This is a genomic window from Megasphaera elsdenii DSM 20460 (assembly GCF_003010495.1).
Lineage (GTDB): Bacteria > Bacillota > Negativicutes > Veillonellales > Megasphaeraceae > Megasphaera > Megasphaera elsdenii.
The window spans coordinates 1864797-1878594 of record NZ_CP027570.1; the positions used below are offsets into that span (position 1 = coordinate 1864797).

The window sequence follows — 13798 nt, forward strand, 5'->3', positions numbered from 1 at the left end:
AACCATTGAATAACGGATAGGAAAAAGAACGATGCAAAGAGAAAAATTTTCTCGATGCATCGTTCTTTTTTTGTTGGTTGCTTGTTGCCTGATTCTAATCTTTGATACATATGATATAATACCAGGAGAAATGCGAATTAACATGGAAGTGTAAGTGATGAGGTATTCTATAGATTTACTTGTTTTTTTATCATACTAACATGCTAAATATAGTATAATACAATCTGGTACACTATTTCAAATTGCATACTGGATACACGATAAAGGTCAAATTCTTAAAAAATACTTGACTATTTGACTTTTTGCTGTATGATATTGGTGTAAGGGTACCTGAAGGTATCCGCCACTACGGCAGAATCATATAAAGGAGTGTTTGAGTATGGCGAAAGAAACCCATGAATTTCAAGCTGAAACGAAACAATTACTGGACTTGATGGTCCATTCTATTTATACCAACCACGAAATCTTCCTGCGCGAACTGATTTCCAACGCATCCGATGCTATCGACAAGCTGCATTACCAGTCGCTGACCAACGGCGACCTCCTCGAAGGGGACACGGCCTTTGAAATCCATTTGACGCCTGACGCCGATGCCCACACGCTGACTATCTCCGATAACGGCCTGGGCATGAACAAACAGGATTTGATGGAAAACCTGGGCACCATCGCCCAGTCCGGCACCAAGGCTTTCCTGGAAAAACTGAAGGAATCCCAGGATGCAGACAGCACGGACAAGGACCTCATCGGCCAGTTCGGCGTCGGCTTCTATTCGGCCTTCATGGTCGCCGATAAAGTCACCGTCGTCACCCGCAAGGCCGGCGAAGAACAGGCTTATAAATGGGAATCCACAGGCGATGGTGAATACAGCCTGGAAGAATGTCAGAAACCGAAACACGGCACGACGATCATCCTCAGCCTGGGCAAGGACTTCTACGGTGATGACAGCGAAGAAAACTACACCGACAAGATGACCCTCCAGAGCCTGGTCAAGAAGTATTCCGATTATATCCGTTACCCGATTACCATGGATTTCACGGCCAAGGAAAAACCGAAGGATGCCGATGGCAAGGTCATCGAAGACGCACCGGAAGAAGAACACACGGAAACGCGGACGCTGAACTCCATGCAGCCCTTGTGGACGCGCAACAAATCGGACATCAAGCCGGAAGAATATAAGGAATTTTTCCAGCACCAGTTCTATGAATGGGAAGAACCGATGGAAATTTTCCACAACCGCGTCGAAGGGGCCGTCGATTACACGGCGCTCCTGTTTATCCCGGGCAAGGCTCCGTTCAACCTCTACTATGCCGACTATGAACCGGGCATCCAGCTCTATTCGCGCCACGTCTTCATCATGGATAAATGCAAGGACCTCCTGCCGGATTACCTGCGCTTTGTCAAGGGCCTCGTCGATTCGCCGGACCTGTCCCTGAACATTTCCCGTGAACTCTTGCAGAAGAGCCGCGAACTGAGCCTCATCGGTCGCAACCTGGAAAAGACCATCCTCAAGACGTTGAAGCGGAATCTGGAAAAAGACCGTGAAAAATATGAAACGTTCTGGGCTGAATACGGCAAATCCCTGAAAATCGGCGTCTACAGCGGCATGATGACCGGTGAAAACAACGTCGAAAAATTGAAGGACCTGCTGCTCTTCATGTCGTCGAAAGATGGCAAACTGTGCACGATCAAGGAATACGTCGACCGCATGAAAGACGGCCAGCAGAAGATTTACTACGCCACGGGCAAGGACAAAGAAGCCATCGAAGGCCTGCCGCAGATGGAAATGCTCCGCGACCGGGGCATTGAAGTCCTCTACATGACCGACCCAGTCGATGAATTTGCCGTTGAAGCTATCGGTGAATACGAAGGCCACCGCTTCCACTCCATCAGCCGTGGCGACTTGGACTTGGAAGACGACGCCTTCAAAGAAGAAAAGAAGAAGAACGAAGAATTGGCTAAGGATAATGAAAGCCTCTTGAAGGATATGAAAGACTTCTTGGGCGATAAAGTGGCCGATGTCCGCTTGTCCAACCGCTTGAAGAGCGGTGCCGTCTGCCTCGTCGCCGACGCTGCCGGCCCGTCCCTGGCTATGGAACAGGCCTTTGCCGCTGCCAACAACCCCATGCTCAAGGCCCGCCGCATCCTGGAAATCAACCCGCAGCATGAACTGTTCGGCAAACTGACTGCCGTCCACGACCAGGGTAAAGACAGCCAGTCCTTCAAGGACTACTGCAACCTCCTCTACGATCAGGCACTGCTCCTGGAAGGCATCATGCCTGACGACCCCGTGGCTTTCGCCAATAAAGTAGCCAGCCTGATGGCAAAATAAAATTCCATACAAAAAAAGCCCCTCCCGGTGTGTGACCGGAAGGGACGTTCCTCCAGCAAAAGGGCTTGTCGCATATGCGACAAGCCCTTTTGCCGTAGGGGCCGTCCTGTTAAGGCGGCCCGTTTGTGGGAATTCCGCAAACTGACACCGCAATTCGTAGGCCGCAGTTCACCGATTAACCTCTCAGTCAGCTGCGCTGACAGCTCTCCTAGCAGGAGAGCCGGGCCGCCTTTCAGGACGGCCCCTACGAAAGCGGTCCATGGGACCGCGGCTAACTACTAGCCACGAGCCACGAGATACGGGCCGCCTTTCAGGACGGCCCCTACGAAAGCGGTCCATGGGACCGCGGCTAACTGCTAGCCACGAGCCACGAGCCACGAACCACGAGCTACGAGCTACGAACCACGAACCACGAACTACGAACCACGAACCACGAACCACGAACCACGAACCACGAACCACGAACCACGAACCACGAACCACGAACCACGAACCACGAACCACGAACCACGAACCACGAACCACGAACCACTAGCCCCTACTAGTGGAATATATTGATGAAGATGGTGATGATCGAGGCGTTGACCGGGTCGATGATGAGCGAGCCGATGAGGGGGATGACGAAGAAGGCCGTCGGTGCCGGGCCGAAGAGTTCGGTCATGGCCGTCATGTTGGCGATGGCGTTCGGCGTAGCGCCGAGGCCGAAGCCGCAGACGCCGCTGGTCATGACGGCTGCTTCGTAATCCTTGCCCATGGCGCGGAAGACGATGAAGTAAGCAAAGAGGGCCATGAACAGGGCCTGGCTGAGGAGCATGACGACCAGGGGGATGGCCAGATCGGCGAGCTGCCAGAGTTTCAGGCTCATGAGGACGCAGGTCAAAAAGACGGTCAGGCTCAGGTTGCCCAGGACTTCGCTTTCACGCTGGTAGATTTTGTAGGCGTGAGTGAAGTCGGCGATATTGCGGATGATGGCAGCGACGATCATGGAGCCGATATAGCCCGGGAAGACCAGACCGATGCTGCTGAAGAAGCCGCTGACCAGGGTACCCAGGCCCATAGCCAGGAAGAGGTGGGCCATGGCGTTCATGAAGCGGTAGTTGTCGATGGTCTGACCGATTTTATTTTCAATCTTGATGGCGTTTTCTGCGCGTTCCTTATTGCCGGCAACGGCTTTCAGTTTCGAAACGGTGCCAGCATTGAAGGACGGGTCGAAGCGTTCCGATTCGGCCGAGCTGACCAGGTGGAATTTGTGGACCAGTTCTTCGCCAATCGGGCCGCCGATGACGCCGCCGGCGACGAGGCCGAAGGTAGCGGCTGCGACGGCAATGGTAGCGCCGCTGTCGAGGCCGATGCTTTCCAGGAGCGGGCCAAAGGCCGCTGCCGTACCATGACCGCCGACCATGGGGATGGAACCCGTTGCCAGGCCCAGGAGCGGGCTCAGGTTGAAGGCCATGGCCAGGCCGGAGCCGATGATGTTCTGGAAGACGATTAAAATCGTCGTGACGATGGCCATTTTGAAGACCATGACGCCGCCGCGCTTGATGAGGCTGATGCTGGCCGTATAGCCGACGCTGGTGAAGAAGAGCATCATGCAGATGTTCTGCATGATCGTATCCTGTTCGTACTTCCAGATGCCCTGCGTATATAAGATGCAATTGATGATAGCAAATAAGATACCGCCGACAACGGGCGCCGGGATACAATACTTACGAAGGACGCTGATCTTGACGCGCAAGAAGACGCCGACGTAGTAGACGACGATGGCCGCAGCCAGGGTCTGATAGATATTAAGATTTAAAGACACGCGGAAAACCTCCTTATAATTTTAAAAATACAATACATATCATAACAGATTTTAGGCTGTAAAACAATTGTGAAAATAGGAAAACTTTTTGATTTTTTAGGTATATAGCATATATTATTTTTGAATACCTATAAAAATAGGTGAATGATAATAATCTTGATGGCCTTTGCGCTGATTTTCTTTAGAAAAACAGAATGACTGGACATCGCTGGCCCGCAGGTCCAAGGCCAGTTGTTCCCGGCCCAGCGGCGTCAGTTTGGAAAGGTCCTGGCGGATTTTGGTGATGACTGCCAGCTTGTCCCGGGCGCCTTTCAGGAAGGCTGCGCCCCGGCCGTTGAGGGCCAGGAGGCGGGCGTACTGCGGGCCGGCCTCGTAGGACTGGTCCATGAGTCGGCGGGAGGGCTGCAAGAGGGTATAGGCCCCCATGCGGCACAGGCGGCTGTAGGCATAGCGCCGCGTCTTGATGAGCTTCAGGGCCTGGTCGTAATCGCCGGCTTCGGCGAAGGCGCGGTACCAGCGGTTTTCCAGGCCTTCCGTAAAGGCCGGCAGGCGGCGCAGCTGGTCCGGCGTGAGCAGGCGGTTCTGGCCGGCGACGAAATCGCCGTAACGGCGGTAATCTGTAAAGGCCCCCAAGGTCAGCTGGTCCTGCAGGGACGGGCGGACTCTTTCTACTATATAGGATATATAAGGCTTCTCATCGCCTGGATGGTCGGTCATGGCCTGCCGCAGGGCGGAGGCGCTGGCAAAGGTGGCGCCGAGGCCGGTATCGCCATGGCGGCCCTGGCGGGGCAGGGGAAGGAAGGACAGGGGCCGTTCCTGCTTCAAGAGGGCCCGGGCGTATTCAAAAGCCAGCAGGGCATTGGGCTGCTCCAGGAGCCGGGCCTCGTCGGGGGCCGCTGCCATGAGTGCGTCGGTCCGTGCCTGACCGGCCGAACCTTTTTTGGCCGTCTCCGGGCCGATTTCCAGGGTATCGGCCCGGCGGGCCAGGGAGAGAAAATCCTCGGCCGTCCCCGCCTCGACGCCGCAGGCCAGGGACTGGCAGCCCAGCCGGGCCGCTAAGGTGACGCCGCCCAGGGCAAAGCCCGATGCGCTGGACAGGGCATAGACGGCCGGAAGTTCGATGACGGCATCGGCGCCGCCCTCGATGGCCCAGGCTGCGCGGTGCCATTTATCGAAAAAGGCCGGTTCACCGCGCTGGACGAAGGCGCCGCTCATGATGACGACGATGGCCGCATCGGTCCCGGATAAGCGCCGGACCTGGCGGATGAGATAGGCATGACCGGTATGAAAGGGGTTAAATTCGGCAATGATGGCGACAGCTTCCATAAGACCTCCATAAGTTCTAAAATTCACAATATTGACGCCGAGTATGGCATCACTGTATTTATGGGACGCATTTTTTTATAAAAAGTATAGCTTATTACGTTAAGTATACGGGCGGTATATTGAAACGTCAATGGTGTATACTCGTTAGGGACAAGGGAAGGGGCGAAAGTATTTGCAATTCGTCGCTTTTTTTAGGTGACGCTATAAATCTTTTATGCTATAATGAACCTAGTCTGTAGAAAGCATAAATAGGTGATTGCATGAAAGGATTGAAATTATTAGCAGTTGCGGCCATGACCGCAGCTGTCGTATTGTTGTCCGGATGCGGCAACATGACGATGCTCGAAGAATACAGTTTCGGGTATGTCCAGCTGAAAGCCGGCAATTCGGAAGTGTATGTCATGACGCCGTTCGACCTGGGGCGCGTAAACCGCCAGAATGGTGAAGGCGTGATGTACATTAACAACGATAAGCACATCAATGTCATCGCTGTCTCCGAAACGGCTGGCGAAACGACGCCTGCAGCCATGGCAGAAGAGTACATTGCCATGCTGAAACAGACACCGGATTTTTCTGATCTGCAAACGAAGGTCACCGACGCGGAAGAAAGCGGCCGTAAGGCCACCGTTGTCAACGCTTCCTATACGGAACCGCTCAACGGCCAGCCGGTCAAAATCACTGCGCGGAGTCTCTTCTTTGAAGATAATGGCCAGATATGGCACGTCATGTACATATACAGAGACGGCGATGCCCTGGCTAAAGAAGTAGTTGACCACGTATTTGGCCAGCTCAAATAATTCTAAGACAAATGAAAGAGGGTAAATTTTCATGATCGTATTGGTTGTAAACTGCGGCAGCTCGTCCTTGAAGTACCAGCTCGTCAACATGGACAATGAAGAAGTAATGGCAAAAGGTTTGGTCGAAAAAATCGGCCTTCCCGATTCGCAGCTGACACACAAATGGAATGGCCAGAAAAAAGAAATCAAACAGTCCATTCCGGACCACAAAGTCGCTGTCAAACTTGTCCTCGACATCCTCACCGATGCTGAATGTGGCGTCATCAAATCCATGGATGCCATCGATGCTGTCGGCCACCGCGTCGTCCATGGCGGCGAAGAATTTGCGGCTTCCACGCTCATTACGGATGAAGTCATGAAAGCCTTGGAAAAATGCTCGGCTATGGCTCCGCTCCACAATCCGCCTAACATCATCGGCATCAACGCCTGCAAAGCTATCATGCCTGGCGTTCCCCAGGTCGGCGTCTTCGACACGGCTTTCCATCAGACCATGCCGGCAAAAGCCTTCATGTATGGCCTGCCGTATGAACTCTACACGGAAGACCACATCCGCCGTTATGGCTTCCACGGCACGAGCCATCGCTATGTAGCTGGCGAAGTCGCTAAAGTCATGGGCGTACCGGTCGAAAAACTGCGCATCATCAACTGCCACCTCGGCAACGGTTCTTCCCTGGCTGCCATCAAATATGGCAAATGCGTCGACACGACTATGGGCTTTACACCGCTCGCCGGCGTCCTCATGGGCACCCGCTGCGGCGATATCGACCCGGCTATCGTCCTCAACGTCATGGACAACCACAACCTTTCGACGAAAGAAATGGATACGCTCATGAATAAGAAATCCGGCGTCCTCGGCATTTCCGGCGTATCCAGCGACTTCCGCGACCTCGGCGAAGCAGCTAAGGAAGGCAATGAACGCGCTCAGCTCGCCCTCGACATGTTCCATTATCAGGTCCGCAAAGAAATCGGTGCTTTCGCAGCCGCTATGGGCGGCGTAGACGTCATCACCTTCACGGCTGGCGTCGGCGAAAACGGTATCGAAGACCGTGCTGCCATTGCAGAAGGCCTGGAATACCTCGGTGCTAAACTCGACCCGCAGCGCAACGACGTCCGCGGCAAAGATGCCCTCATCAGCACGGACGATTCGACGGTCAAGATGTACGTCATCCCGACGAACGAAGAAATCATGATCGCCCGCGATACGAAGGAAATCGTATCCAAACAGTAATGACTCAAGTGCGTGCCCGCAGAGGGAGTGAATACGGTGAAACTACTATACTGGGACATTGACGGAACCTTATTGAATACAGGCCGGGCCGGCTTATATGCCATTGAAGAAGTCTTCCATGACCTCAAAGGTACGGACGTGCCCGTGCCCAAAATCGCCGCCGGCGGCCGGACGGATAATTTCATCTGCCAGCAGCTCTTGTACAAAGCGACGGGCATCATGCCGACAGACGAAGAAGTCCACGCTTTTTGCCGGGGCTACGAAAAGAAGCTCCTCAAATGGCTGAAGCGCAAGGCTGACGAAGGCGTCGTCCTGCCTCAGGTAGAAGCGAACCTGGCCTTTTTCCAGCAGTGCAAGGAATATAAGCAACTCCTGCTGACCGGCAACAGTGCCACTGGCGCCCGCATGAAGATGGACGTCTTCGGCCTGTCCCAGTATTTTGATTTCCCTCATTCCGGCTTCGCCTTCAACTATTACTATCGCGATGATCTGGCCCGCAATGCCCTGGCCATTGCCAAGAAAGCCTGGGGCGACGCCATCGAGATGGCTTATGTCATCGGCGATACGCCGTATGACATCCAGTGCGGCAAGGCCATCGGCGCCCGCACGGTCAGCGTGGCCACCGGCCGCTATTCCTATGAGGAACTGGCCCAGTGCGCGCCCTGGAAGTTGCTCCATTCTCTGCCGGAACCGGAAACCTTCCTGAAAATCATCGAAAATTAAGCACACATAGAAAGGGACTGTCGCACGAAGGCTTCGGCTATCATGCGAGGTCCCTTTTTTTGTTTGAGGTTTGATGTTTGATGTAAGGGCCTTTAAATTTAAAACCATCCGCATCAAACATCAAACTTTTAACATCAAACTCGAAAAAGACCCGGACTCATAAGGAGTCCGGGTCTTTTTCGGGTTCTTCGATGCGCCAGGTGTTTTCCAGGACACGGAAATTGAGGCGATGCCATTTTTTTTCGATATCATCCAGTGTTTGTGAAGCAGAATATAACATATTATTTTGTTTTTTAGCCTGCTTTTCCAGCTGGGCGATGCGGACACGCTGCATGGAGATCGTGTCTGCCAGCTCATAGACCTGGAACTGGAGGGCGGCGATCCACAGGAACTCCAGAAGGGCGACGAGAACGACGCACTTCTGGGCCTTGGGGAGACCGCGCCAGGCCTGGCAGAAACGGCGGCGCAGGTGGGAAAGGGCGGCACCGCCCTGCTGTTCCTTTTGGCGGAGCCCGGCCAGGAAGGCCGGGGACTTATGTCTGTCCATGGCGCCTATAAGTTGGAAATGACGCGGGCCTTATTGCGGACGAAGTCGAGCCATAACTGAGCGGCATGGGAGAGGTAGTGGCCCCGTTTCCAGATGACGTAGAGGACGTGCATGATTTCCGGTTCGACCAGGGGACGGACGACGACCGATTCCGATACGCGGGGGTTCGTTTCCTTCGTCGGGCACAGGCGGCTCGGCAGGAGGGCGACGCCCAGGTTGGCCACGACGGTCTGGATCATGAGGTCCCGCTGGCTCGTTTCAAAGACGATCTTCGGCTGGAAGCCGATCTTCTTGCAGTGCTGGATGATTTCATCGTGCAGGTTGAAGTCGTCGCGGTAGAGGACCAACGATTCATTGGCCAGCTTCTTGAGAGGAATCGTCTTTTCCTTGGACAGGATGTTGTCCCGGTGGATGATGACGTTCATCGGGTCCTGGGTCAGGAAGAACGATTCAAAATCCTTTTCCTTCGGCTGCGTGCAGACGATGCCCAAGTCGATGAGGCCTTCCTGGACGCTGATTTCGACTTTCTTCGAGCCGTGTTCGTAGAGATCCAGTTCGATCTGCGGGTATTCCTGCTTGAAGGCGCCGAGGAGGTTGGCGAAGATGGGAGCGCCCGTGATCGGCGGCAGGCCGATGAGGACCGTCCCTTGTTCCAACTTGAATTCGTTTTCGAAGTCCGTCTTCAAGTGTTCGAACATGAAGACGACGCGCTTGGCGTGGGAGAGGAAGATCGTGCCGGCATCGGTGAGTTCGACGGCTTTGGCATTGCGCATGAAGAGGACGACGCCCAATTCTTCTTCCAGGGCTTTGATGGTACGGCTGATGGCGGACTGGGAAATGTGCAGCGTCCGCGCCGCTTTGCTGAATGATTTCTTGTCGGCTACTTCGACAAAGTATTTAAGATGATGAAAATCCATACTAACACCTCCACTAATGGTGTACACCGAGTCGGGCCTTTAATATACACTCGATCGGTATACGTTTACAAAATAGCACTGAATGATGCATAAACTAGCATCACATTCCTATTGAATTTAGCATTACTTAGGCATATAATTAACTTGTAAGAAAAAGTTACAAAGTCGTTCGGTTTGTGATGGTCAGCAAGCTTCAAAAGGCATGTTGGTGTGCAAATCTGTAATATCACTATAATAGTATTACAGATTGAGAATATTAGCAATACTTTTTTTGAATATTGTTGAACCTTCCCACTTTTCATTGCATTTTTTTCAAGGTAGGGACGTGTATGGACGATACGTGAACAAAAGTCATCCATGGAACCTGGGTGATGGTGTCCGCGCCGCCCGTATGAGGATGCAACAGAACGTCTTTATAGCTTTCTTAAGCCTATCAGTATGGTGTTTCCATATTGAAAGTATACTTTTATTTAAGGAGCGTGTTTTATCTATGAGCAAATTTAAAACCATGGATGGTAACGAAGCAGCTGCATGGGTGTCCTATGCATTTACTGAAGTTGCCGCAATTTATCCGATCACGCCGTCTTCTCCTATGGCAGAACATGTCGATGATTGGGCAGCCGCTGGCATGAAAAACATCTTCGGCCACAAAGTCAACGTTGTTGAAATGCAGTCCGAAGCTGGCGCAGCTGGCGCATTCCACGGTTCTTTACAGGCTGGTGCTTTGACAACTACGTACACGGCATCTCAGGGCTTCCTCCTCATGATCCCGAACATGTACAAAGTTGCCGGTGAACTCCTCCCGGGCGTATTCCACGTAGCTGCTCGTGCTTTGGCTAACCATGCACTGAACATCTTCGGTGACCATCAGGACGTTATGTCTGCTCGTGCAACAGGCTGCTGTCTCTTGGCCGAATCCAATGTTCAGGAAGTCATGGATCTCGGTGGTGTCGCTCATTTGGCAGCAATCAAAGGTTCCCTGCCGTTCATCAACTTCTTCGATGGTTTCCGTACTTCCCACGAAATCCAGAAAGTTGAAGTCATGGACTTCGAAAACTTCAAGAAACTCGTTGACTGGGACGCTATCGAAGCATTCCGCAAACGTGCCCTCAACCCGGATCAGCCGGAAATCCGCGGCACTGCAGAAAACCCGGACGTATACTTCCAGCACACAGAAGCTTCCAACAAATTCTATGACGCTATGCCGGATATCGTAGCTGACTACATGGACAAAGTTTCTGAAATCACGGGCCGTACGTACAAACCGTTCAACTACTACGGTGCTCCGGATGCTGAATACGTTGTCGTTTCCATGGGTTCTCTCTCCGACGTCGCTAAACAGACTGTCGAATACTTGCAGAGCCAGGGCGAAAAAGTCGGTGCCATCAACGTTCACCTCTATCGTCCGTTCTCCAACAAATACCTCCTCAACGTTCTTCCGAAAACAGTTAAGAAGATTGCTGTCATCGACCGCACGAAAGAACCGGGCTCCCTCGGCGAACCGCTCTACCTCGATATCGTTGGCTTCGTAACTGAAGAAAACCTCAACATCGACGTTATCGGCGGCCGTACCGGTATGGGCTCCAAGGACGTTCTTCCGGAAGACTTCCTCGCTGTCTTCAAAGAACTCAAGAAAGAACATCCGCTCAACGGCTTCACGTTGGCTATCAACGACGACGTTACCAACCTCAGCCTTCCGCGCGAACCGAAAATGCCGCTTGACACGACTGGCCTTACGTCCTGCAAGTTCTGGGGCTTCGGTTCTGATGGTACTGTCGGCGCTAACAAATCCGCTATCAAGATCATCGGTGACCACACCGACATGTATGCTCAGGCATACTTCGCTTATGACTCCAAGAAATCCGGCGGCGTAACCATTTCTCACCTGCGTTTCGGTACTCGCCCGATCGATATGCCGTACCTCATCGACGCAGCTGACTACATCGCTTGCCATCGTCAGTCCTACATCAAACGTTTTGATGTCCTCCGCGGCATTAAAGACGGCGGCACATTCATGCTGAACTGCACCTGGACTGATGAAGAACTGGAAAAAGAACTTCCGGCTCGCATCAAACGTTCCATCGCTAAACATCATGTTAAATTCTACACCTTGAATGGTGACGCTATTGGTCAGAAACTCGGCCTCGGCACTCGTATCAACATGGTCATGCAGGCTGCATTCTTCGCACTTGCTAAGATCATTCCTATCGATGATGCCGTTAAATACTTGAAAGACTCCATCGTCAAGAGCTATGGCAAGAAAGGCCAGAAAGTCGTTGACATGAACAACGGCGCTGTTGATGCTGGTATCAAAGAATTCCATGAAGTTAACTATCCGGCTTCCTGGGCTGACGCTAAAGACGAAGTCGTCGAAGGCCGCCCGGCTACGAAGTACTTCACGGAAGTTGCAAAACCGATGCTCGAACAGGTTGGCGACGATCTCCCGGTTTCCGCATTTGCTGGCCGCGAAGATGGCACTATGCCTTCCGGCACTGCTAAATTCGAAAAAGCAGGCCCGGCTCTCCACGTTCCTTCCTGGGATGCTGAAAAATGTATCGGCTGCATGCAGTGCTCCTTCGTTTGCCCGCACGCAACCATCCGTCCGGTCCTCACGACTGACGAAGAACTCAAAGCTGCTCCAGCTGGCTTCCAGACGGCTGCTAAAGCTAAATCCGGCAAACAGTATCATGTTTCCATCATCGTTGACCAGCTCGACTGCCTCGAATGCGGTTCCTGCGTAAACGTCTGCCCGGTTCAGGCCCTCACGATGGTTCCGAACACCGACGAAGAACGTCAGAAGATGGATCTCTGGTACTATGGTACGGAACAGGTTGCTCCGAAAGCTAACCCGCAGAACAAGAAGACCGTCATCGGTTCTCAGTTCGAAACTCCGCTCCTCGAATTCTCCGGTGCATGCGCAGGCTGCGGTGAAACACCGTATGTCAAACTCATCACGCAGCTCTTCGGCGATCGCATGATGATTGCAAATGCTACTGGCTGCTCCTCCATTTGGGGTGCATCCGCTCCGGTTTCCCCGTACACCATGAACGCTGCTGGCCATGGCCCGGCTTGGGCAAACAGCCTCTTCGAAGATGCTGCTGAATTTGGTCTCGGCATGTTCCTCGGCGTAGACAAAGTCCGCAAAGACTTGGCTGAAAACCTCGACGCTGCTAAAGCCGTTGCTTCTCCGGAACTCCAGGCTGCACTCAGCGACTGGGCTGCTAACATGAACGAAGGCGAAGGCTCTCGTGAACGCGCTGACAAACTGACAGCTCTCCTCGAAAAAGAAGCTGCTGGCAAACCGGTTCTCGAAGACTTCCTCGCTAAGAAACAGTTCTTCGTTAAACGTAGCCAGTGGATCATCGGTGGTGACGGCTGGTCCTACGATATCGGTTACGGCGGTGTTGACCACGTCCTCGCTTCCGACCACGACGTCAACGTTCTCGTCCTCGATACTGAAGTTTACTCCAACACTGGCGGTCAGTCCTCTAAAGCTACCCCGACTGCAGCAATCGCTCAGTTCGCTGCTGCCGGCAAACGCACGAAGAAGAAGGACCTCGGCATGATGGCTATTTCCTACGGCTATGTATATGTAGCTCAGGTAGCTATGGGTGCTGATAAGAACCAGCTCATGAAAGCTATGACGGAAGCTGAAGCTTACCATGGCCCGTCCCTGGTTATCTGCTACGCTCCTTGCATTAACCACGGCATCCGTAAAGGCATGGGCAAGAGCCAGCTCGAAGAAAAACTCGCTGTCGAATGCGGTTACTGGGATCTCTTCCGTTACAACCCGGATCTCAAAGCTCAGGGCAAGAATCCGTTCAGCCTCGACTCCAAAGAACCGGATTACAGCAAATTCCAGGAATTCTTACAGGGTGAAGTTCGTTATGCTTCCCTTAAGAAAGGCTTCCCGGAAGAAGCAGACGCTCTCTATGCTAAGACAGAAGCAGACGCTAAAGCTCGTCGCGAATCCTATGTACGTTTACAGAAGGGTTTTGAAGACTAATTTGATTGCACTCGCTGCATGAGAATAGAAGAAAGGCCCCGCATGAAGGTTTCGACCCTCATGCGGGGTCTTTTTTTATTGCCATCCCTTATCAATGGGTATATAATAAAGCGTGTTTTTA

Annotated in this window: 9 protein-coding genes; 5 read left to right on the forward strand and 4 right to left on the reverse strand. The window is 52.8% G+C overall.

All coding sequences use genetic code 11. The features are described 5' to 3' along the window. Positions 1-379 precede the first annotated feature (379 nt). The gene (gene htpG / locus C6362_RS08910; protein ID WP_014016990.1) at positions 380-2329 is read left to right on the forward strand and encodes a molecular chaperone HtpG; all 1950 of its coding nucleotides are present in this window, start codon (positions 380-382) and stop codon (positions 2327-2329) included. A 541-nt stretch (positions 2330-2870) separates the two neighbouring features. Here the strand turns inward: htpG and gltS are convergent. Both gltS and C6362_RS08925 read right to left on the reverse strand, forming a co-directional pair. Then, the gene (gene gltS, locus C6362_RS08920; protein WP_014016989.1) at positions 2871-4133 is read right to left on the reverse strand and encodes a sodium/glutamate symporter; all 1263 of its coding nucleotides are present in this window, start codon (positions 4131-4133) and stop codon (positions 2871-2873) included. Positions 4134-4247: 114 nt separating this feature from the next. Next, on the reverse strand, positions 4248-5459 hold the full coding sequence (locus C6362_RS08925; protein WP_014016988.1) for a tRNA(Met) cytidine acetate ligase: 1212 nt from the start codon (positions 5457-5459) through the stop codon (positions 4248-4250). A gap of 260 nt (positions 5460-5719) precedes the next feature. Here C6362_RS08925 and C6362_RS08930 point away from each other — a divergent pair, with 260 nt between their 5' ends. The 3 genes from C6362_RS08930 to C6362_RS08940 are packed head-to-tail and all read left to right on the forward strand — an operon-like array spanning position 5720 to position 8207. Then, the gene (locus tag C6362_RS08930; RefSeq protein ID WP_014016987.1) at positions 5720-6256 is read left to right on the forward strand and encodes a hypothetical protein; all 537 of its coding nucleotides are present in this window, start codon (positions 5720-5722) and stop codon (positions 6254-6256) included. A 31-nt stretch (positions 6257-6287) separates the two neighbouring features. After that, positions 6288-7484: an acetate/propionate family kinase gene (locus C6362_RS08935; protein ID WP_014016986.1), complete on the forward strand. Its 1197-nt coding sequence runs from the start codon at positions 6288-6290 to the stop codon at positions 7482-7484. A gap of 36 nt (positions 7485-7520) precedes the next feature. After that, positions 7521-8207, forward strand: coding sequence for an HAD family hydrolase (locus tag C6362_RS08940; protein WP_014016985.1), 687 nt, complete (start codon positions 7521-7523; stop codon positions 8205-8207). 157 nt (positions 8208-8364) lie between these two features. Here the strand turns inward: C6362_RS08940 and C6362_RS08945 are convergent, their stop codons facing one another. Both C6362_RS08945 and C6362_RS08950 read right to left on the reverse strand, forming a co-directional pair. Next, the gene (locus C6362_RS08945; protein WP_014016984.1) at positions 8365-8754 is read right to left on the reverse strand and encodes a hypothetical protein; all 390 of its coding nucleotides are present in this window, start codon (positions 8752-8754) and stop codon (positions 8365-8367) included. Between the two features lie 5 nt (positions 8755-8759). Continuing rightward, positions 8760-9671: a LysR family transcriptional regulator gene (locus tag C6362_RS08950; RefSeq protein WP_014016983.1), complete on the reverse strand. Its 912-nt coding sequence runs from the start codon at positions 9669-9671 to the stop codon at positions 8760-8762. A gap of 490 nt (positions 9672-10161) precedes the next feature. Here C6362_RS08950 and nifJ point away from each other — a divergent pair, with 490 nt between their 5' ends. Further along, on the forward strand, positions 10162-13677 hold the full coding sequence (gene nifJ, locus C6362_RS08955; protein ID WP_014016982.1) for a pyruvate:ferredoxin (flavodoxin) oxidoreductase: 3516 nt from the start codon (positions 10162-10164) through the stop codon (positions 13675-13677). The last annotated feature ends 121 nt before the right edge of the window (positions 13678-13798 follow it).

Bases quoted from the DNA above. Each gene is read 5' to 3' on its own strand.
- C6362_RS08925 (WP_014016988.1), bottom strand. From the start codon at position 5,459: ATGGAAGCTGTCGCCATCATTGCCGAATTTAACCCCTTTCATACCGGT.
- C6362_RS08935 (WP_014016986.1), top strand. From the start codon at position 6,288: ATGATCGTATTGGTTGTAAACTGCGGCAGCTCGTCCTTGAAGTACCAG.
- nifJ (WP_014016982.1), top strand. From the start codon at position 10,162: ATGAGCAAATTTAAAACCATGGATGGTAACGAAGCAGCTGCATGGGTG.
- C6362_RS08950 (WP_014016983.1), bottom strand. From the start codon at position 9,671: ATGGATTTTCATCATCTTAAATACTTTGTCGAAGTAGCCGACAAGAAA.
- C6362_RS08945 (WP_014016984.1), bottom strand. From the start codon at position 8,754: ATGGACAGACATAAGTCCCCGGCCTTCCTGGCCGGGCTCCGCCAAAAG.
- C6362_RS08930 (WP_014016987.1), top strand. From the start codon at position 5,720: ATGAAAGGATTGAAATTATTAGCAGTTGCGGCCATGACCGCAGCTGTC.
- htpG (WP_014016990.1), top strand. From the start codon at position 380: ATGGCGAAAGAAACCCATGAATTTCAAGCTGAAACGAAACAATTACTG.